Here is a 21,610-nt window from a genome sequence, read left to right on the forward strand (position 1 = left end):
ATGAACCAGTTTTGTATTGTTATTCCTAATTACAATCATACACATGCTATTGCTGCTGTACTCGATGAGCTAAAAGAATTACAGCTGCCAATTATCATGGTTGATGATGGTAGTGACGAAGATGCCAAGCAAGTATTTGCAGAGCTTGACACTCAGTACGACTTTTTAACCTTGATAAGCCATGCTCAAAATCAAGGTAAGGGTGGGGCCGTTCAAACTGGGTTGTTGGCTGCCTATCAACAAGGGTTTAGCCATGCTATTCAGGTTGATGCAGACGGTCAGCACTCGTTAGCAGATATTAGTAAGTTGATTGAACTGAGTAATGAATCACCGAAAAAAGTGATCAGCGGTTGTCCAATTTATGACAGCTCAGTGCCTAAGCACCGTTATTTGAGCCGTTATATCACCCATTTTTGGGTTTGGGTGGAGACCCTAAGCTTTGATATTGTCGATTCAATGTGTGGTTTCCGGGTTTATCCATTAGCAGCTGTTGAACAATTAATGACAAAGCAACCGCTTGGCAAGCGCATGGACTTTGATATCGAGATTTTGGTCAGGCTTTATTGGCAAGGTGTAAAAGTCACGTTTTTGCCAACCCAGGTCATTTACCCTGAAAATGGCGTATCTCACTTTCGAGCCTTACACGATAACGTGGGAATTTCTTGGCTACATACGCGTTTATTCTTTGGCATGTTGCTACGCTCACCTAAGCTACTTTGGCGTAAGGTGGCTGGCTAATGGCTGTAAAGCACTGGTCAAAAATGCAAGAACGTGGCAATCGCTTTGGCATGCAGATATTGCTTGTGTGTTATCGCGTATTTGGTCGTAAAGGCTTGTGGCTGGTGCTGTTTCCAGTGGTGTTTTATTTGTTTTTAACAGGCAAAACTGCCCGCCAAGCATCACATACATTCTTAACTCAAGCGCGTAAGGTGAATGGTAATAGTAAAGCCGTTACTTGGCGTGACAGCTTTCGTCATTTTTGCTGCTTTGCAGACAGCGCTTTTGACAAAATAGATGCTTGGCTTGGGCGAATACAGCAACATAACATTCTTTACACTAACGAAGCGCTTTTTAAACAACTTGATGAGCAACAGCAAGGGGCTATTTTTATCGGCTCGCATCTTGGCAACTTAGAGGTATGTAGGGCCCTTAGCCAACACAGAAACAGTAAAACGATTAATGTATTGGTGTTTACTCATCATGCCGTTGAGTTTAATAAATTACTGAAAAGTATTAATCCGGATGTTGCGGTAAACCTCATTCAAGTAACCGATCTTGGCCCAGATATGGCGATTATGCTTAAAGAAAAAGTCGAGCAGGGTGAAATAGTGGTGATTGTCGGTGATAGAACCAGTACCACCACCACAGGAAGAGTAATCGAAGCTGACTTTTTAGGTAAGCCAGCCCCTTTTTCACAAGGGCCATTTATTTTAGCTGCGCTGTTAGATTGCCCGGTGTTTCATCTGTTTTGTTTAAAAGATAAAAAGCCAAATGGCGAAATATTTTACCGCGTGATTTTTGAAAAATACGCCGACAAGCTCGTTTTACCGCGTAAAACGAGACAACAAACATTACAACAAATTGTCAGTGATTATGCGCAAAGGCTCAGTTTTTACGCTGCGGCCTATCCGTATCAATGGTTTAATTTTTATGATTTTTGGCAAAATGACGAGCATGTGTCTCGTGGTCAAAACAAGGAGAACTAAGGTGTCAAAGCACACGACTACCGTATTTGGCGAGCAGCGTTTATCGATTGAAGATATTGTTCATATTGCATTAGAGCAAGGTGCTGTAGCGTTAACATCAGACCGTCAATTTGCGAATAAAATAGACAGCGCCGTAGCGTTTTTAGATAAGTTGCTTGAAGATGATGGCGTGATATACGGCGTTACCACAGGTTATGGCGACTCGGTAACCGTAAAAGTGCCACTTGATTTAGTCAATGAATTACCACTGCACCTTACTCGTTTTCATGGATGTGGCCTTGGCGATGTTTTTAATCTAGCCCAAGGACGCGCTATTTTAGCGACCCGTTTAACCTCGCTTTCACAGGGGTATTCTGGTGTTAGCTGGGATATGTTGAACTTATTACGTGACTTTTTAAATCACAATATTGTACCGGTAATTCCGCAAGAAGGGTCGGTGGGAGCCAGTGGTGATTTAACCCCGCTTTCGTATGTAGCCGGTGCCATGGTTGGTGAGCGCGATGTGTATTACAAAGGCGAAATTAAAAACAGTCTAGAGGTGATGCAAGAACTTGGCTTAAAGCCATTAAAGCTGCGCCCGAAAGAAGGGCTGGCAGTCATGAATGGCACGGCCGTGATGACAGCTTTGGCATGTCTTGCTTATGATAGAGCAGATTACTTAGTTAAATTGACCAGCCGTATAACAGCCCTTGCAAGCCTTGCATTAAAAGGTAACAGTCATCACTTTGATGATATTTTGTTTTCGGTGAAGCCACATCCAGGGCAACAGCAAGTAGCTGCATGGATCCGTGGAGACTTAAACCATGTAGAGCACCCGCGTAACGCTGACCGCTTGCAAGATAGGTATTCAATTCGCTGTGCCCCACATGTTATTGGTGTTCTTCAAGATAGTTTGCCGTGGTTTAGGCAAATGATTGAAAATGAACTAAATTCGGCGAATGACAATCCAATTATTGATGGTGAAGGTGAACACGTGCTGCATGGTGGTCACTTCTATGGTGGCCATATTGCAATGGTGATGGATAGCATGAAAACGGCTGTGGCAAATTTAGCAGACTTAGCTGACAGACAAATAGCATCGTTAGTGGATACACGCTATAACAATGGGTTACCCTCTAATCTATCGGCAAGTAACGATGAGCGCCGTTACATTAACCATGGTTTTAAAGCGGTGCAAATCGGTGCTAGTGCGTACACTGCTGAAGCATTAAAACTGACCATGCCAGCGAGTGTGTTTTCTCGTTCGACCGAGTGTCATAACCAAGATAAAGTGAGTATGGGAACCATAGCAGCGCGAGATTGTTTACGTATATTGCAGCTTACTGAACAAGTGGTTGCAAGTACCTTGCTCGCGAGTATTCAAGGTCTACGTTTACGTATTAACAGTGGTGAGCTTGAGTTTGCTAGTTTAACTAGTGATGTACAAAGTATGTATCAAGACATTAGCGAGTTTTTCCCGCTGCTTGATGAAGACCGTCCACTAGAAGCTGTTCTTCGCTATACGGTTGACGCTATTCAAACAAAACGTTGGAGTTTATATGCATAGTCGTGGCTCGTTGCTGAGCACTCATGTTGAGATTGAAATTCCTTTTCATGATTGCGATCCAATGAATGTGGTATGGCATGGTAATTACCCGCGCTATTTAGAAGTCGCGCGCTGCGAATTACTGCGTTTGTTTGACTATGACTATGTGCAAATGCAAGAGTCTGGCTATGCGTGGCCGATTATTGACATGCATATTAAGTACGTCGGCTCAGCATTGTTCACACAAAAAATCCGCGTTGATGCGTACTTAAAAGAATATGAAACACGATTACGTATCGATTACGTAATCACTGATTGCGCTACAGGTAAAAAGTTAACCAAAGCAACGACTATCCAAGTTGCGGTTGATATAGAGAAAAAAGAAATGCAGTTTGTTTCGCCGCCTGTTTTACATGAAAAACTTCAAAAGGTGATTTAATGCGATTAAGCGTGTTGTTACTGAGTGTGCTAGTTTTTTTTCCTGTGTTTGCATCAAGCGCAGTGACAGAGCAAGGCACATTTAGCCAAGAGAAGCATTTTAAAGGATTTAGTAAACCTTTTATATCAACAGGTTCGTTTGAACTTGCTGAAGATGGCCTCACTTGGCAGGTTGAGTCTCCGGTTAAAAGCACGCTATTAATTAAGCAAGGGCAAGTATATACCCTTAACGCTCAAGATGAGCCGCAGCTACAAAAAGGCGCTGAGCCTTACGTTAATTTACTGCAAGCAATTTTAAAGCATGATGAAGTGGCGCTTGCTGAGCAATTTACGATGACAGACCATGCAGAGCCCGGTTGTCAGACTTTATTACCTAAAGATGACCTGCTAAAGCAGCTATTTAGTCAGTTCGAATTATGTGTAGCAGCAGAGCAAGTGAGCCGTGTGCGTCTTCAAGAAGCAAATGGTAACTTTACTGTATTACGCTTTGCTTATCCTCACAATGAGCAAAAACAGTGAAAGCATGGGGCCTAACGCTCGCTTGGCTGAGCCTATTAGTTAGCGCCTTAGTGGCTGTTTTTATTCTAAAACAGCCTACGTTGAATAATGATATTTTGGCTTTGTTGCCAAAGTCAGAACCGCGTTTACAGCAAGTCGAAGAACACTTTTTTTCAGCTAACAAACAGCAGTTGAGCTTTTCTTTTCGTGGTGAGAATGCAGTAAAAGCTTATGATGAATTACATCAATGGCTGGCGAGCAAACACATTGAGCCTCGTTTTAAGTTACCAGAAATATCCCAGTTGGCAGCATTTTACGGTCAGTACGCAGGGCATTTAGTTTCCGAGGAATATAAGCAAGCGATTGGCGATGCTAATCGCTTTCAACAGTATTACTTTAATCAGTTGAGTAAAGTCGCTGATCCTTTTGTTTCAAGTACTATCAACCAAGACCCTACGCTTGCTACAGCGGGGTTCTTATCCGAGGCAATGGCGCACATGCAGCAATTTGAGCTGCAAGATGGCCGAATTAACATTAACTATCAAGGTGATGAGTATTTAATGTTATTCGTGCAAAGTGCTGACAATGCCTTTTCAATAAATCAATCAATAGCTTTGAGCAATGAGATAGTTACCTATATCGCTGAGCTTGAAAGCCGCTATCCCGATACACAAATTCGCTATGCCGGTGCTTTATTTCATACCGCAGCAAATGCGCAGCAAGCCAAATTTGAAATGACCTTGTTTGGTTCGGTGAGCTTGCTGGCGCTTATTTTGATGGTGGTGTGGGTGTTTCGCTCGATAAATGCATTGTGGCTGGCCTCTGTAACCGTGATAAGCGCCGCTATTGGTGGCACCATTGCGCTGATCAGTATTTTTAGTCAGGTGCATGTATTAACCATGGTGTTTGCAGTGACGCTGATTGGTATTGCCATTGATTATGCATTTCATGGCATGCTTGATTTAACCGAGCAGCCGCAAGGTTTTAGCCAAGGGCTCAAACTGGCGCTGCTCTTGTCGTTACTAACCACTATACTCGGTTACGCGAGTTTGTTTTTCTCGCCAGTACAGTTACTCAGTCAAGTAGGCGTATTTGTTGTTGCAGGGCTAGTTACAGCTTGGCTTTGCACCCGTATCTTATTTCCCTATTGGCAAGCTGGTTTAACCATTAACGCTGCTGCTCATCGATTAGCAAACATGTTAAGTGGTTATTTAAAACGATTAACGCATTATCGCGTTGCACTCAGCATGCTGATGTTAGTGTTTCTAAGTGCCTTTGCCTTACTAAAACCCCCTGTGATTAATGATGATGTAAAGCTGTTAAATGCAAGTCCTGCTGATTTAATGCAAAACGAAGCGTTGCATATGTCTTTATTAGGAAAAGATAATGGCCAAATCATGATTTTATTTGCCGATAATGCGCAGCAATTACTAGAAAAACAAGAAACACTCAAGACAAAAATAACTGGGCTCAATGGTAACGTATTGATGCTTAGTGACTTAGTGCCTAGTAAGCAATTGCAAAAACAAAACTACGAGCAATTACATTCGGCCCAGCAAGCCATGAGTGTGGTTAGCCAAATGACAGGGACGCCTGTTGAGCTCTCAACATCAATGCTTGATTTAAACGCGGCACTTAATTCACCATTAGCGCCGTTAATCGCTAACCAAGTGATCTCAAACAATACACTCACCGCAAGCTGGTTTATGGTAACCGGTGTAAATAAATCCGAGCTTAAGGGTTTGGCCAACGCTTCTACAGACTTAATTGTTTACGATAAAGTTGCGATGATAAGCGAAGGTTTAAGCCATTACTCAAATTCGTTACTGGTGACACTGGCCATTGCGATGATCTTTGCGTTATTACTTTTTAGCGTTAAATTTGGTTTTAAAACAGCATGTAAGCAAATTTTAGTGCTTATACTAACAACTTCTGCAGTACTGCTGCTCTGCAGTGCGCTGCAATCTCAGCTATCGATTTTTAATCTGTTAGGCTGTTTATTGATATTAGCCTTGGCAATTGATTATTTGGTGTTTTATCAAGTTAATAATTTAAGTCCTAGCAATGTGCTTGCAATTAGTTTATCAGCGGCTTCATCGATGTGGGTATTTGGCATGTTGGCCGTTTCGAAAACACCAGCTATTTTCAGTTTCGGACTAACGGTGTTAGTGGGGTTAGTATGTATCTATATCCTTGCGCCGCTCAGTATTGCATTACCTAAAAATAAGGAAAAATAATAGGTGAATAATCAAGTTCAACAGGCTGATGTTGTTATTATTGGTGCTGGCCCTTCAGGTGCAGTGGCAGCCAGTTTACTAGTGAAAAAAGGTTGGCATGTGGTGATGTTAGAGCAGCAAACCTTTCCTCGTTTTTCGATTGGTGAAAGTTTATTACCTCAGTGCATGAGCTTTTTAGCTGAGGCAGACCTTGAGCAAGCGGTGCAAGCACAGGCACAATCGCTTGGTTTTCAGTTTAAAAATGGTGCGGCGTTTCAGCGTCGGGGCGACCACACAACGATCGATTTTACCGAAAAATTTAGCGAAGGCCCTGGCACGACTTTTCAGGTAAAACGTGCGGACTTTGATAAATGCTTAGCCGATGGTGCCATGCAGCAGGGGGCTGAAATACGTTACCAGCATAGCGTGTTTGCGTACACCGATTGTGAAGATGGCGCTTTACTTGATGTTACAGATGAAAACCAGCAAAGCTATCAAATTAAAGGGCGTTTTGTACTTGATGCCAGTGGTTTTGGCAGAGTATTACCTCGCTTACTTGATTTAGAGTCAGCATCAAATTTCCCTGTACGCTGGGCTTTTTTCAGCCATTTTAAAGATAATATTAGCGATCCCCAGTTTGACCGTGAAAAAATCTTAATTAATGTTCATCCAGAGCATAAAGATATTTGGTATTGGTTGATTCCATTTAGTGATGGTACGGCAAGCATTGGTGTAGTTGGTAAACCAGAGCAGCTTGAAGATAAACTCCCCCTCGCTGGCTTAAATGAATTTATCGAGCAAGACAGCTATTTAAGTGAGTTATTAGCCAACCGAGAAGCTATAGGTGAAGCGCGTGCTATCAAAGGCTATTCTGCTAATGTGTCGAGCTTGTATGGTGAGCATTTTGCACTACTTGGTAATGCAGGTGAATTTTTAGATCCGGTGTTTTCATCTGGGGTGACGATTGCGTTAAAATCAGCCTCATTGGTTGCTCCTTTAGTTGATAGCTACTTACGTGGTGAGCAAGTTGATTTCAAAAACGATTACAGTGAGCCTTTGCAACAAGGAGTTAATTGCTTTAGAACCTACGTCAGTGCTTGGTATGATGGCTCATTTCAAGACGTGATTTTTTACAGTGAGAAAAACCAACAAATTCGCGAGATGATCAGTGCTATTCTTGCAGGCTATGCTTGGGATTTACAAAACCCATTTGTAAAACAAAGCAACAAACGCTTAAATACGTTGGTTGAATTATGTCGCGATTAACACGCTCTTTGCTTTTAAGTTTGAGCATATTAGTGGCTAGTTGTGCCAGTGAATTTGCTGTAAAAACGGGCGTTGATTTAGCGCCAAATGCAGGAATTTACTTGCTTGATCCACCTCCGTCATTAGTTGCTGATAATTGGCAGCAAGTGCTTGAAGTACGCCATGGTGATGAGCGGTATACGTTACTAGCGCAGCTGAGTTTAAATAGTGAAACAGGTATCAACTTGGCTGTTATGACGGCTCAAGGTATGCCTATTTTTCAATTAGAAAAAGCGCCACTTGGGCCAATTAAAAGCGAAAAAATGCTCCCAATCAACGCTGTTGATCCTCGTTATATTCTCGCTGATATCATGCTTGTGCACTGGCCTGTTACTGTGCTGAACTCTCAGCTTTATGGCTTGAACCTAGATGAACAAGGAACGACGCGACGTTTATATCAGGGTGAGCAGTTAATTAGTGAAATTCGCTATTTAGACGGTGCAACAGAACTTGTAAACTATCAGCGAAATTACAAAATTAAATTTCAAAGGGTTAATTGATTATGCCATTTTGGCTTAACGACTTAGGTATTGTTAGTGCATTGGGGGTTGGTCACCAACAGACAATGCAAAGTATCAGCTTACAACCTAAACAAACACTCACAGAGGTGACGTCGCTTGCATTTGAGCAGCGTCCAACCTTTGTCGGCTTGGTTAATGAGTTGCCATTAACAGCATCAATGCGATTTTATCAGCTAATCGATTTAGCGCTGGCGCAAATTGCAGACACATTAGCAAGCATAAACATTCCGAGCAGCCGTATTGCTGTGGTGATTGGTACCAGTACTGCAGCCATTCAAGAAGGTGAAAGAGGCCGAAAATCCCATGCGGCGCAGGGAAAGTGGCCAGAGGGATTTGATTATTACGACCAAGCGCTCGTCGCTCCGGCCAATTACATTGCCAAAAAGCTCGCTGCAAACGGGCCCTGTTATAGTATTTCAACTGCGTGTAGTTCAAGTGCCAAAGCGCTTATTAGTGCTCGCGCCTTACTTAGTGCCGATTTAGCCGATGTGGTGATTTGTGGAGGGGTAGATAGCTTGTGTCAACTCACTATCAATGGTTTTGATTCGTTATCTTCTATCAGTGATGAAATTTGTAAGCCATTTAGCGCTGACAGAGCAGGCATTAATATTGGTGAAGCCGCAGCGTTATTTGTTATGAGTAAAGAGCAGCATACAAAACAAAGTATCGCCTTTTTAGGTGGTGGTGAAAGCTCTGATGCCCATCATATTTCAGCTCCGATTGCTGATGGTTCTGGTGCAATCGCAGCTATGACAATGGCATTGCAAGACGCGAATTTAAGGCCATCAGATATCGACTACATAAATGCTCATGGGACAGCAACGCCGCAAAATGATGCAATGGAATCTTTGGCAATCAGTGAAGTGTTTGGTCAAAATACCAAGGTGAGCTCCTCTAAACATTTAACCGGGCATACTTTAGGAGCCGCAGGTGCTTTAGAGGCTGGGTTATGTTGGTTATACCTAGCTTATCCAGAGTTTAATGATTTAGTGTGGAATCAGGTTACTGAGGATGACTCTTTAGCTGAAATTGGCTTAATAACGCAATCAGAAAAAGCAGAAATTAATCACTGTTTATCAAATTCATTTGCCTTTGGTGGCAATAATGTCAGTGTAGTATTAGGACATCTAAATGAATCATTATAAAATTGAGCAAGTAGTCCCTCACAGAAAACCAATGATTTTGCTCAATCGTCTCAGTAATTACAGCGAAGAGTCAGGTTGCTGCGAAGTTGATATTAGTTCACACAGCCCGTTTTATGACGAGAGCTTAAATGGAGTTGCTAGTTATATTGGCTGTGAATATATGGCGCAAACTATCGCGGCCTACGCTGGTGCGCTGGCAAAGGACAAAGGGGATGAAGTTCAAATTGGCTTTTTAATTGGTACGCGCAAATATAAAACCTATGCCCCGGTATTTAAAAACGAGCAGACGCTTAAAGTATCGGTCACAAAATTATATCAAGAAGAATCAGGGTTAAGTGTATTTGAGTGTCAAATTCACAGCGATGAAACATGCTTAGCAGAAGCTAAAATTAATGTGTTTCAACCACAGGACCCAATGCAGTTTATAAGAGAAAATCAATGACAAAACGTATTTTAGTCACAGGCTCAAGCCGCGGAATAGGCAAAGCAATCGCTCTTAGATTAGCTAACGATGGCTTTGATATCGCTGTTCATTGTCGCAGTGGTGTGGCTGAAGCCGAGCAAACCTGTCAAGAAATTAGTGTCCTTGGTCGCCACGCAAGCTTATTGCAATTTGATGTGTGCGATAGAGAGCTTGCTAAACAACAAATTGAAGCAGATATCGCTGAGCATGGTACTTATTACGGCGTGATTTGTAATGCTGGTATCACTAATGATATGGCGTTTCCAGCAATGCAAGGTGATGACTGGGATAAGGTGATCCGTACCGGCCTTGATGGTTTTTACAACGTGGTTCATCCAACCGTGATGCCAATGGTGCAAGGTCGTAAAGGTGGACGTATCGTAACTATGGCATCAGTGTCAGGGATTGCTGGTAATCGCGGGCAGGTAAACTACAGTGCAGCGAAAGCGGGCATAATTGGTGCGACAAAAGCGCTTTCGCTCGAGCTTGCTAAGCGTAAGATCACCGTTAACTGTGTGGCACCTGGATTAATCGAAACCGAAATGACAGACGATTTACCAGTTGATGAAATGCTAAAAATGATCCCATTAAAACGTATGGGCTCAGTTAATGAAGTGGCTGGCACGGTGTCATTTTTATGTTCAGATGACGCTGCGTATATCACACGCCAAGTTATTTCTGTGAACGGCGGTATGGTGTAATGAAGCGCGTTGTTGTTACAGGCATGTCTGCCATTACCGCATTAGGTGATACATGGGGCGAATTTAAATCAGCTTTGCAAAAAGGTGAAAATGCCGTTCAGTACATGACTGACTGGGATGTTGCGCCAGAATTAAACACTCGATTAGCCGCACCTGTTACTCATTTTAGTAAACCAAGCCACTACAAACGCAAACAAGTTCGCTCAATGGGGCGCGTTGCTATGATGTCGACGCGAACCACTGAGCTTGCTTTAGAAGAAGCTGGTCTGCTCGAACACCCAAGTCTAACCGATGGTTCAACAGGTATTGCCTTTGGTTCGTCAACGGGGTCAACGCCACCATTATTAGCTTTTGCGAAAATGATGGAAACTGGTGAAATGAATGGCGTAACGGCAACTAGTTACATCCAAATGATGGCTCACACAGCACCAGTGAATGTGGGCGTTTTTTTTGGCTTAAAAGGTCGGGTGATCACCACAAGCTCAGCTTGTACATCAGGTTCTCAGGGGATAGGTTATGCCTACGAAGCCATTAAGTATGGACGTCAAAAAGCCATGGTTGCTGGTGGTGCAGAAGAGTTGTGTATCACTGAAGCCGCGGTATTTGACACCTTATATGCTACAAGCACCAAAAACGATGCTGCGAAAAGCACGCCACGGCCATTTGATCAAAATCGTGACGGTCTCGTTATTGGTGAAGGCGCGGGCACACTCATTTTAGAAGAGTATGAACACGCTGTTGCCCGTGGAGCGACTATTTATGCTGAGTTAGTCGGTTTTGGTTGTAACTCAGATGGTCAACATGTCACGCAGCCCACTGCAGAAACAATGCAAGTAGCTATCGAAATGGCACTGAATGATGCACAGCTTACTGCTAGTCAGATTGGCTATGTAAATGCCCATGGTACTTCAACGGACCGTGGTGATATTGCGGAATCTCTGGCGACTTTCAATGCCCTTGGGAAGAAACCAATTAGCTCATTAAAAAGCTATTTAGGTCACACCTTAGGAGCGTGTGGTGCCATTGAAGCATGGGCAAGTATTAACATGATGAATGATGGTTGGTTTGCACCTACTATCAATTTAACTGATGTCGATGCTGAGTGCGCTGATTTAGATTATATCAAGGGTAATGGCCGTGAAATACAAACAGATTACATCATGAGTAATAATTTTGCGTTTGGTGGCATCAATACGTCGTTAATCTTTAAAAAGTGGCAAGCATGATCAACCGCTGCATTTTAAGTATTTTATTTGTTCTAACTTTTAATGCTTATGCTGCAGAAGATAGTGCAGAAAAAGGTGCTGCAAAAATGGAGCTAGGCGCTGGCCTGTTTTATGCTGATATCCCACATTATTTGGGATCGGATGAAAGTGAGCACTACTTATTGCCTGTGCCTTATTTTCGTTATCAAAGCGATAAAATGGCCATCGACCGCAACAATTTCACTGGTTTTTTGTGGCAACAAGAAAATCTTCATTTAGATTTATCTGCCAATGTGGGGCTTGCGGTTGACAGTGAAGACAATAAAGCCCGAGAAGGTATGGATGATCTAGATTGGGTGTTTGAATTAGGGCCTTCACTTAATTACTACCTAATAGGTGAACCAAACGCTAAACAGCACTTGTATTTAAGCCTGTTTGCACGCAAAGCCATTGCAACGGATTTCTCTGGTATTGATGATATTGGTTGGCGTTATGGACCAAGTGTGTATTATCGAGTGCCGATCATCGAAAAGGCGGATTCACAATTTTCATTAGCGTTTCGTGGCAATATCAACTTTGCTACCGATAAATACCTTGATTACTACTATGGGGTGAGTGACTTACATAGCAATGAAACTCGCCAAGCATACTCAAGCCGTTCAGGTTTTTCTGGTGCTGATGTATCAATTGGGGTACATTTTGACACGCCAAAGTATTGGTTAGGTGGTTTTGTTAAATATCATCACCTTGCTGACAGTCAACAAGATGCAAGCCCACTCGTGAAGCAAGATTATAATGTTTCGGTTGGTTTTGGTGTTGCATGGAAGTTTTATAGAAGGAATTTTTAAATGAAGTTATTGACCCTTGCATGTGTTTTAGTTGCTTGTTTGTTTTCAGTAAAAAGTTTTGCACGTGATGATATACAAACCCTACCTATACAAGCATTACTTGAAACCAGTAAAGCGAAACAAGCACTGTTAGATATTCCACTTTACTTTGCTGATCAAAGTCATAACACCATTAAAACTAAGTATGGTGAAGTTATCACCAATAAGAAAACCAACGCGTTTAATAAAACGGACCGTGAAGCCTGTGAATGGGTAATGCTTAGTGCTTTAAAAGCATTACAAGAGCGTGCTGTACGTGAAGGCATGAATGCGGTTGTAAATATTCAGTCGTACTACAAGAAACGTGAGTTTGTTAGCCAAACCGAATATCAATGTGGTGCGGGTACATTTATCGCTGGTGTGGCATTAAAAGGCACTTTAGTTAAGTTATAACTAACTAAAGTCATTTTTTTTCTGTATAATTTGCGACCCTTGATATGATGGCCGCAGGTTATACAGCATGAATTTTAAATCATTTAGTTTTTCTTCTGAGCTTTTACAGGCATTAGAAGAGCTTAATTTCGAAACGCTTACTCCCGTTCAACGTAGTGCAATTCCTGCGGTAAGAAAAGGCAAAGACGTACTTGTTAGTGCGCAAACAGGCACCGGTAAAACGGCTGCTTTTGCATTGCCTATTATTCAAAAGTTATCAGAATCTGCTGTTAGTGATAAGAATGCGCCAAGTGCCCTAGTGTTAGCGCCTACTCGTGAATTAGCAGAGCAAATAGCCAATAATTTTAAAGCGTTTGCCAAATACACGGAATTAAAAACTGTTTGTCTTTTTGGTGGGGTTAATCTTGCAGGCCAAGCTAATGACTTAAAAGCGGGTGTCGATATTGTAGTTGCAACACCTGGCCGCTTACTTGACCAACTTCGTTTGGGTAACATTAGTTTAGCTAAAGTGAAGCATTTAGTGCTTGATGAGGCTGACCGCATGCTAGACATGGGGTTTATCAGCGATATGCAAAATATTATCAATGGCTGTGATGAAGCGCGTCAAATCTTATTGTTCTCTGCAACTTTTCCAGCTGCAATTAAACAGTTTGCAAGTAAAGTTTTAAAGCAGCCTGAAGTCATTCATGTAGATCAAACAAACAGTACTGCAGAAACAGTGCAACACGTTGTTTATCCAGTTGAAGAACGTCGTAAGCAAGAGCTTTTATCTGAATTGATTGGTAAGAAAAATTGGCAGCAGGTACTTGTTTTCGTAAACATGAAAGAAACCGCTGATGAGCTTGTCAAAGAGCTGAATCTTGATGGTATTCCTGCAGTTGTTTGTCATGGCGATAAAACACAAGGTAATCGCCGCCGTGCTTTACGTGAATTTAAAGAAGGTAAAGTTCGCGTACTGGTAGCCACTGAAGTAGCTGCCCGTGGTATTGATATTGAAGGTTTACCACGTGTGATTAACATCGACCTACCTTGGCTTGCAGAAGATTATGTTCATCGTATTGGTCGTACCGGTCGTGCAGGTAAACCTGGCCAAGCGATTTCATTTGTGAGCCGTGAAGAAGAAAACACGTTATTCGATATCGAAAAGTTAATTGGTCAGCGTATTAAGCGTATTGTTTTACCTGGTTACGAAGTAAGTAACCGTGATGTATTGATTGATAAAATAGTTAAAAAGCCATCACATTTACGCCGCAGTCGCACAAACAAGCCTTCAGGTCAGGCAACTGGCGAGGCTCGTGCGAAAAACCGTTCACGCATCGCAAATGTTCGCAAATCTTTGAAAGGCAATAAACTAAGCCTTAAAAAGTAATAAATTTTCTACAAAAAGCCCCATTGCTGTTTGGCAATGGGGCTTTTTTTGGCTCTATATATAGTACGAACGGAGTATTTTGTTAATTTTTATGGTGTTAAATGCAGAATTAGATTAACAAATGTACCATGCTGAATTACAATCGCTTTGAAATCAGTCAAGTAGCGTTTCTAACGCGTCAGTGTCTAAATGGATGTTTATGCAGTACTTAAAAAGAATTATAAAAAAAATAATCACCCCTACTTTTTTACTTGGTGTTGTCTGTGTGCCTTTTTATGCCAATGCATTTGATAAAGCAGAGTTCTCCCTTGCCCATATAAAAGAGTCCATCAGCGTTGATGGTGTAATGGATGAACCGCATTGGCAAGAAGCCACAAAAGTGTCATTAAAATATCAAAATGAACCAACCGAAAAAGGCACACCGCTTGTACAAACTGATGCCTATATGTATGAAGATGGTAAATACTTGTATGTTGGCTTTATTGCAAAAGATGATGACCCTTCACAAATTCGTGCTGCACTTCGTGACCGCGACACGCTTTGGCAAGATGACAATGTTGCCTTGATGATTGATACGTTCAACGATGAACGAACTGGTTATGAGTTTTATGTAAATCCACTAGGTGCGCAAGGGGATATGCGCATGACGGATATTGACGATTGGGTGGAAGACCCATCGTGGGATGCCATTTGGGATAGTGCAGGGCAAATTAATAACGATGGCTATGTGGTTGAAATGCGTATTCCGTTCACTGCTCTTCGCTTTCCAAAAGATCAAGCTGAGTTAACGTGGAGTTTTGCTGTATGGCGTAATTACCCGCGTGATGTATTTTATCAAATGTCGAATGTTGGTTTTGACAGAGATGTAAAATGTAGCTTTTGTCAGTTTGATAAACTAACAGGCTTTGCCAACATGACTGAAAGCCAAAACATTCAGCTTACGCCAACTTTAACTGCGCTTCGCCATGATACCAAAGACGCAGTGCCTGGTGATTGGCAAAATGGCGATATTGATACTGAAGCGGGCTTGGACTTACGTTGGGGTGTGACGCAAGATGCGGTTATTAATGCCACCATTAACCCTGACTTTTCGCAGGTCGAGGCCGATTCACTTGAACTTGATGTAAATACTACTTACTCAATTTACTACGCTGAAAAGCGTCCATTCTTTTTAGATGGCGCCTCTTATTTTAATACCAGCCAACTAGAGCTTTTATATACGCGAATGATTGCTGAACCTGATGTAGGTTTAAAATTAACAGGTAAAACCGGCGCGCACAGCTACGGCTTTATGTACGCTGACGATCAGAATACCAGTGTCTTACTTCCGACTAACCAAGGTTCGGGCTTTGCTAATCTAGCAGATAAAACACAAGCAGTTGCGGGACGATATCAATTTGATATCGGCCAAAAAGGCACAATTGGTGTGATGAGCACTCACCGTGAAAATGATGATTACCATAATACAGTGTTATCTCTAGATGGCAGCTACTGGTTTAATCAATCAGATAGTTTGCAGTATCAAGTAGCAAGCACAGATACCACTAACTCAGAATTTTTAGTTGATTATTATGGCGTTGATAAAAATCAATCAGATCAAGCTTATGCTATTGAATTTACTAGAACTAAGCGTGATTACGAAGTTTATGCTAATTACGAAAATATAGGTAAAGAATACCGCTCAGACTTAGGTTACCAAGCTAAAGTTGATTACGAGCAAATACAATTAGGTGGTGGGCAAACCTGGTACCGTGATGCTGATGATGCAATCACTGAGTACAGCTATAATGCTGAATGGGATAAAACTTGGGCGCAAAATGGCGACTTACTTGAAGAAGAATACGATGGCTTTTTTACCTTTAAAGGTAAGATGCAATCGCAAACAGAAATTGGCTTTATCCATCGTAATGAATTTTATGCCGGTGAGTTTTTTAATCAAAACATAGGTTATATCTACGGCGGTTTTAGACCCATCCGCGATGTCCGTTTCTTATTATATGCTCAATATGGCAGCAAAATTGACTACAGTAATGCAGCTCTAGGTACAATGGTCCGCATTGAACCTGAGATGACGTGGGATATTAACGATCATTGGCAGGTTCAGTTGGAGCACAGCTACAGCTACCTAGATAACGAGCAAAATGAGCGTGTTTATACTGCTAACTTAACGGATCTACGCGTTTATTATAAATTTAATATGCGTTCAATGCTGAAACTCGTTTTGCAGTTTGAAGATGTTGATCGAAACAACGAAGCTTATCGATTTGATGTAAGCCAAACTAACCGCGATTATGGTAGTCAGTTAGTGTATTCGTACAAGATTAACTCACAAACACTGTTTTATTTAGGGTATTCAGATAAAGGATACCAAGACGATTCGTTGGAAGGTCTTGAGCGTGATCAACGCACCTTCTTCACTAAGCTAAGCTATGCATGGCAGCTATAGCTGAAGCAATATAATAAAAACTTGGTCAGCTTATGGCTGACCAACTTCTTCGTTTACCTTAGTTCTTACCACCCCTTCAAGGCTTTTTAAGCCCCACTGCTTACCAATCTCGACAGCTTCATCAATTGGCTTTTTTAAGGTTATGGCATTGTATAGCGCAACGAGAGCGCCAACACGGTTGCTGCTAGCACAGTGAAGTAAGGTGGTTTGTTGTTGATGCTCATTGAGTAAGGCCTGAAGCTTAGTGGCATTTTCAATCGTAATATCAGCTTTAGATTGCACAGGAATATGGTAATAGTTCATGCCAAGCTCAGTCACTAATTCTTGCTCAGACCAATTTGTTTCGTTATCACCACGTAGGTTAATGATGTTCTCAACACCGAGTTGTTTTAACTTGGCAAAATCGGTTTGATTGGGCTGCCCTGAGGTTAATACATGCTCAGACTGGGCCTTTAGATTTAGAATATCCAGTTGTGTAGCGGTCGTTTGTGCTGCCGATACTGAAAAAGACAGTAAAGTAGCGCACGCTAATAATATGAAGCTCTTCATGTTATTCCTTCTATTAAGTTTAATTTTTGCGGTAAACGGTTTTACCACGGCTAATGGTTGCTAACACTTGTAAGTTATGAAGCTCTTCAGGCTTTATTTTCAACGGATTATTATCAAGGATAATTAAATCAGCTTGCATCCCTTGTTTTAATTGCCCTTTTGAGGTCTCTTCAAAGTGTTGATACGCCGGCCATGTCGTCATTGCTTGTAGTGCAGTATACACAGAAACACGTTGTTCAGGACCTAATACTTTATCTGTGCGAGTAGTGCGATTCACCGTTGCATCTAATACCCTTAGTGCATTTGGTAGAGCCACTGGCGCATCATGATGGGTGCTAAACATTAATCCTTGCTTGCGAACAGCATGAGTGGGTGAAATAAAATCGGCACGGGGGTGACCTAGCACCGAATTTACATGCCAATCGCCCCAATAAAAGGTATGCATTGGGAAGAGCGATGGAAATATGCCCAACTCTTTAAGGCGATTTACCTGATCTTGACGAATAGTTTGACCATGAATAAGTACAGGGCGGCGGTCTTTTTTACCAAGCTTGTTATTGGCATTTTCAACAGCATCTAAAAATTGCTCAATGGCGGCATCACCATTTGCATGTGTCATCACTTGCCAACCATTGGCAAAGGCCGTTTCTACATATTGATAAGCTTGTTCATCATTAAAAGTAGGGTAGCCTGCATAACCTTGCTCTTGGCCTTCAGGTGCTTTTAAGTATGGATGAGATAACCAAGCAGTTTTCCCTTGCGGTGAGCCATCAAAGTTAAGTTTTACACCCCCAATGCGAAAATGATTTGTGTAGTGTTTACTGTTATAGGTTGAGTCCATAAAACTGCTGCTGGTGGCCATATCAGCATACGCAACCACATCAATCACGAATTTATCAGCCTTTGATGCTCTTACCATCGAATCATAGGCTTCTTGAGTTGCTCGGCCTTCTTGCGCTGTGGTGTAGCCGTATTTTGTGTAGAGCTTTTGTCCTTCTTGTAGCATTAAATCTTGTAAGTCAGGATCAAACGACTGCATGAGTTTAAACAGTAAACCAAAGTGTGCATTTTCTTCGAGCACCCCATTAGGTTCTTGTGAGTTCGCCATACGACGAATTAGCCCACCTTTAGGGTTTTCTGTGTTTTCGTCGATGCCAGCCAGAGTTAAAGCTTTACTGTTTGCAACACTTAAGTGCCCCGAGGTATGAATGATGATCACTGGCTTTTCGGTGCTAACGCGGTCTAAGTCCATTTTAGTCGGGTATCTATCAAGCTCAGCATCATCGTAACCAAAGCCTAAGATAGCGCCGGTTTTTTCAATAAATGTGGTGTAATCAGGGTTATTCTGTGCGGCTGTAAGCATATTAACGATTTGCTCAACACTATTGGCATCACCATCTGGGCTAGGTAATACATTGGCTACCATGGCTTGCAAACCAACACCGTAGACATGGCTATGACCATCTACAAAGCCTGGCATCAAGGTTTTTCCTTGTAAATCAATCAGCTTTGTTTTGCCAAATTTAAACTCAAGGGCTTTAGTTTTATCACCCACAAAGATGATTTTGTCACCTTGGGTAGCGATTGCTTGTGCATATTCTGGTTCATCGCCAGTCATTGTAAGAATATCGCCACCATAATAAATGGTATCTGCAGCACTCACTTGCAGAGGTAGCGTTTTAGCTGTTTGTTCAGGGCGATTATCGCAAGCCGTTAAGGCAAGTAATGAACAAGCGATTGCGAGGTGATGTTTCATTTAAATCTTCCATGAATTTTAATTATGTCTAAGAATATAGTCTGTTTAAAAATTTTGTCTTTAAAAAATAGACTTAAATTTCATTAAAGTACAAGACTATAGCTGCACCATCGAGGCTACTACCGTTGTGAATGTTGATACCAATGCCAAAGTTGTCAAACCATGACGTCCACTTTCTACTGTCCCATAAAAAGCCGATACCGTATTCATAAAAGTGATCTGTAGAAAATGCAATACGACCATCACCACCTAAATCAATTCGCTGTCCTTTAATATAAAAAGCTTGCTCAAAAAGGCCTATTTTAAACATGTTAAACTTAGCTTTAATTCCATTGAGTGTACGCCAAGTTTCAGGAGCTGCATTACTCATTCCGTCAGGATGAGACAAGGCCCAGCCATAATAGTAATTAAAGTTAAGTTTGTATTCGTAATAGCCCCAGTGCCTTGGCAGGCGATAAATCATGGTCGCATTTGGATTTAGTACTAGTGCATTACTATTTAGGTTGGTGTAAAGATTATCAGCTAAAGGCTGTATATTACGTCTAGATTCGGGCGAGTTGTACTCGTAATCATTGTTGTAATGTAAGTAGTGACTGTTAAAGCCAAGTTGATATGACCATTTAGATCCAAGCGCTTTCTCTGCATTAACACCGATCATGCTGTTATACACCGTTTCTGAAATATAGTCGTCAGCGACATTGTCATACAGTGAGATAAAATCTGATTGATTTAAATAGCTGACTCTACCTGTCAAACTTAGTTTGTGCTGATAAATTGGCTCATCAAGCTGCCATGTATAAGGAATGCTGTAGAGTTTGAGTTTTTTTCTAAGTGCGATACTGTCTTCATCTTTACTAGCATGTTGCGAGTTAAACAATGTTTGCGGATCAAAATCACCAAACCCCAAGGTAATACTGTCACCATCAGTTAAAACTAACGAGGTTGCAAATGCGGTTTCGAGCTGCTTAGTTGGGTTTGCATAGCTGCTCGCGCAAAACACACACGTCATCATTATGCAAGCAGTTAAATACGGTATGTACTTGTTATTCATTAAAAAATCAACTCTCGCTCAAAAGTATTAAATAGCGAAGGGGGGGAATTTAGCTGTACTAGTCCCTAATTGCTATTCAGATCATACAAAAGTTCTTTCTCAGAACTAATAACAAAGGTTGTCAGAAATTTCACATACCCATATTGAATCAGAATTTTCTCATTAGAATGGCTAGGAGTTTAATCTAATGTAAATGATATGTACAAAGTGGATGTTCGTAATTAACAGTGGATTTGTTGCAATTACAATTAATCTTATAAAGAGGTCTCACTTTGAAAGTGTCATACTTTTTAACTAGTTATAATGGATTGAAACTTAAGTTTTCGACAATCATGCTATTTACTGGCTTATTATTATGTAGTCAACATAGTAAAGCCGAGCAAACTCACTGGTTTGTATCTGGGCAAATAGGTTCAGCTTCCACAGACCTTAGCACAAAAGACTTAACATCATCATTAAGTGAACAAGGGACCATTATTGATTCTGTTTCGATTAAAGACTCGGATACAGGTTACCAAGCTGCAATCGGTTATAAATTCAATTCAATTTATTCACTACAAGTCGGTTATGTAGATTTCGGTGAGAGACATTTCAGCTTTACAGGCGAAGTCACCGATTTAGACAACTTTCACACGGCCATAAAACGAATTTACCCTGAATCAGCAAAGGGGCCTCAGGTATCAATTTTAGCGTCGTGGCCAATCACCAAAATAATATCGCTGACTGGTAAGATAGGATATTTAGATTGGCACCAAGATTACCAATACCAATCAAACTCTTCACAGTTATTTAAAGCAAAACGCAGTGGTAACAGTGCCACCTTTGGAATTGAAGCGAGTTTTGATCTTTTTAAAAATATCCAGATTTTTCTAAGTTACGACCATGCAGCGCTAGATGCAAATGATGCTTCGATGATCTCAATTGGCGCAAGATATTATTTCGACTAACCCATTATCGATGTATGCGAGGGGCGTACATTTTAATTACCTCAAGGAATAGCTGAAACACGAGTAAACCATTTTAGATGAATTTACTACCAGCTTGAAATTTCTACAGGAACACGACGTCATGCTATCAACAATTATTAAATACCTATACCTCATAGCGCTTATTTCGCCTATGACTATATTGGCTATGCCGATTACAATTATCGCACCTACTGTGACCTTCACACTCGATGTTGAGCCAAGTGACAGCATTGAAACAGTTAAAGGGCTTGTTGAACAGCAGACTCAAATTGTACTGACTAGACAAATCATCACTTTTAATGGTCAAACATTAGAAAATGCTCGGTCATTGTCTGATTACAATGTGGTAAAAAACTCTATTTTGAATGTCACTAAATCGAATTTAGCCCCTAGTTTTTCCTATGAGAATCCATCGCAGCTACTAGGGAGTTTAAGCTTGGATGATTCTCTATATCCAAATATTACTTT

General features: G+C 41.4%; 21 protein-coding genes. 18 read left to right on the forward strand and 3 right to left on the reverse strand.

From position 1 onward, the window contains the following. From L1D46_RS05900 to L1D46_RS05975, 16 genes are all read left to right on the forward strand, one after another. Positions 1-738: a glycosyltransferase family 2 protein gene (locus tag L1D46_RS05900; RefSeq protein ID WP_130052716.1), complete on the forward strand. Its 738-nt coding sequence runs from the start codon at positions 1-3 to the stop codon at positions 736-738. Continuing rightward, on the forward strand, positions 738-1,706 hold the full coding sequence (locus L1D46_RS05905; RefSeq protein ID WP_130052715.1) for an acyltransferase: 969 nt from the start codon (positions 738-740) through the stop codon (positions 1,704-1,706). The genes L1D46_RS05900 and L1D46_RS05905 overlap by 1 nt, the downstream gene beginning before the upstream one ends. A 1-nt stretch (position 1,707) precedes the next feature. Continuing rightward, on the forward strand, positions 1,708-3,252 hold the full coding sequence (locus L1D46_RS05910; RefSeq protein ID WP_239977050.1) for an aromatic amino acid ammonia-lyase: 1,545 nt from the start codon (positions 1,708-1,710) through the stop codon (positions 3,250-3,252). Next, positions 3,245-3,670 carry an acyl-CoA thioesterase gene (locus L1D46_RS05915; RefSeq protein WP_054554548.1) on the forward strand — a complete coding sequence of 142 codons (426 nt, stop codon included), beginning with the start codon at positions 3,245-3,247 and terminating at the stop codon, positions 3,668-3,670. The genes L1D46_RS05910 and L1D46_RS05915 overlap by 8 nt, the downstream gene beginning before the upstream one ends. Further along, entirely contained in the window at positions 3,670-4,188 is a 519-nt protein-coding gene (locus tag L1D46_RS05920; RefSeq protein WP_130052714.1) for an outer membrane lipoprotein carrier protein LolA, read from the forward strand. Before L1D46_RS05915 ends, L1D46_RS05920 begins: the two co-directional genes overlap by 1 nt. After that, complete coding sequence (locus tag L1D46_RS05925) at positions 4,185-6,404, forward strand: transporter (RefSeq protein WP_130052713.1); 2,220 nt, start codon at positions 4,185-4,187, stop codon at positions 6,402-6,404. The genes L1D46_RS05920 and L1D46_RS05925 overlap by 4 nt, the downstream gene beginning before the upstream one ends. Before the next feature lie 3 nt (positions 6,405-6,407). Beyond that, positions 6,408-7,649 (forward strand): NAD(P)/FAD-dependent oxidoreductase, encoded by a 1,242-nt coding sequence (locus tag L1D46_RS05930; RefSeq protein ID WP_130052712.1) that lies wholly within the window; start codon positions 6,408-6,410, stop codon positions 7,647-7,649. Continuing rightward, a complete protein-coding gene (locus tag L1D46_RS05935) occupies positions 7,637-8,188 on the forward strand; it encodes a DUF3261 domain-containing protein (protein WP_130052711.1) in 552 nt (183 codons plus the stop codon). The genes L1D46_RS05930 and L1D46_RS05935 overlap by 13 nt, the downstream gene beginning before the upstream one ends. A gap of 2 nt (positions 8,189-8,190) precedes the next feature. Further along, complete coding sequence (locus L1D46_RS05940; RefSeq protein ID WP_130052710.1) at positions 8,191-9,354, forward strand: beta-ketoacyl-ACP synthase; 1,164 nt, start codon at positions 8,191-8,193, stop codon at positions 9,352-9,354. Further along, positions 9,341-9,796 carry a hotdog family protein gene (locus L1D46_RS05945; RefSeq protein ID WP_130052709.1) on the forward strand — a complete coding sequence of 152 codons (456 nt, stop codon included), beginning with the start codon at positions 9,341-9,343 and terminating at the stop codon, positions 9,794-9,796. Before L1D46_RS05940 ends, L1D46_RS05945 begins: the two co-directional genes overlap by 14 nt. After that, a complete protein-coding gene (gene fabG, locus L1D46_RS05950; protein ID WP_130052708.1) occupies positions 9,793-10,518 on the forward strand; it encodes a 3-oxoacyl-ACP reductase FabG in 726 nt (241 codons plus the stop codon). The genes L1D46_RS05945 and fabG overlap by 4 nt, the downstream gene beginning before the upstream one ends. Continuing rightward, positions 10,518-11,744, forward strand: a complete 1,227-nt coding sequence (locus tag L1D46_RS05955; RefSeq protein WP_130052707.1) for a beta-ketoacyl-ACP synthase — start codon at positions 10,518-10,520, stop codon at positions 11,742-11,744. Before fabG ends, L1D46_RS05955 begins: the two co-directional genes overlap by 1 nt. After that, a complete protein-coding gene (locus L1D46_RS05960; protein ID WP_130052706.1) occupies positions 11,741-12,571 on the forward strand; it encodes a MipA/OmpV family protein in 831 nt (276 codons plus the stop codon). Before L1D46_RS05955 ends, L1D46_RS05960 begins: the two co-directional genes overlap by 4 nt. Further along, positions 12,572-13,003: an excinuclease ABC subunit A gene (locus tag L1D46_RS05965; RefSeq protein ID WP_130052705.1), complete on the forward strand. Its 432-nt coding sequence runs from the start codon at positions 12,572-12,574 to the stop codon at positions 13,001-13,003. A 67-nt stretch (positions 13,004-13,070) separates the two neighbouring features. Next, the gene (locus tag L1D46_RS05970; RefSeq protein WP_130052704.1) at positions 13,071-14,372 is read left to right on the forward strand and encodes a DEAD/DEAH box helicase; all 1,302 of its coding nucleotides are present in this window, start codon (positions 13,071-13,073) and stop codon (positions 14,370-14,372) included. A 193-nt stretch (positions 14,373-14,565) separates the two neighbouring features. Next, the gene (locus L1D46_RS05975) at positions 14,566-16,818 is read left to right on the forward strand and encodes a carbohydrate binding family 9 domain-containing protein (RefSeq protein ID WP_130053027.1); all 2,253 of its coding nucleotides are present in this window, start codon (positions 14,566-14,568) and stop codon (positions 16,816-16,818) included. Positions 16,819-16,848: 30 nt separating this feature from the next. Here L1D46_RS05975 and L1D46_RS05980 read toward each other — a convergent pair whose 3' ends face one another. The 3 genes from L1D46_RS05980 to L1D46_RS05990 form a co-directional block, all read right to left on the reverse strand. Continuing rightward, positions 16,849-17,367, reverse strand: a complete 519-nt coding sequence (locus tag L1D46_RS05980; RefSeq protein ID WP_130052703.1) for a protein tyrosine phosphatase family protein — start codon at positions 17,365-17,367, stop codon at positions 16,849-16,851. A gap of 19 nt (positions 17,368-17,386) precedes the next feature. Beyond that, complete coding sequence (locus L1D46_RS05985) at positions 17,387-19,123, reverse strand: amidohydrolase (RefSeq protein WP_130052702.1); 1,737 nt, start codon at positions 19,121-19,123, stop codon at positions 17,387-17,389. Positions 19,124-19,196: 73 nt separating this feature from the next. After that, positions 19,197-20,174, reverse strand: coding sequence for a Solitary outer membrane autotransporter beta-barrel domain (locus L1D46_RS05990; protein WP_130052701.1), 978 nt, complete (start codon positions 20,172-20,174; stop codon positions 19,197-19,199). Positions 20,175-20,482: 308 nt separating this feature from the next. Between L1D46_RS05990 and L1D46_RS05995 the strand changes: the two genes are divergently transcribed. Together L1D46_RS05995 and L1D46_RS06000 are read left to right on the forward strand one after the other, a co-directional pair. Then, on the forward strand, positions 20,483-21,121 hold the full coding sequence (locus tag L1D46_RS05995) for an outer membrane beta-barrel protein (protein ID WP_130052700.1): 639 nt from the start codon (positions 20,483-20,485) through the stop codon (positions 21,119-21,121). A gap of 121 nt (positions 21,122-21,242) precedes the next feature. Continuing rightward, a partial coding sequence (locus L1D46_RS06000; RefSeq protein ID WP_239977052.1) for a ubiquitin-like protein occupies positions 21,243-21,610 on the forward strand: 368 nt, incomplete at its 3' end.

The organism is Pseudoalteromonas sp. Isolate3 (assembly GCF_022398505.1).
In the GTDB taxonomy this organism is placed as follows: Bacteria; Pseudomonadota; Gammaproteobacteria; order Enterobacterales; family Alteromonadaceae; genus Pseudoalteromonas; species Pseudoalteromonas apostichopi.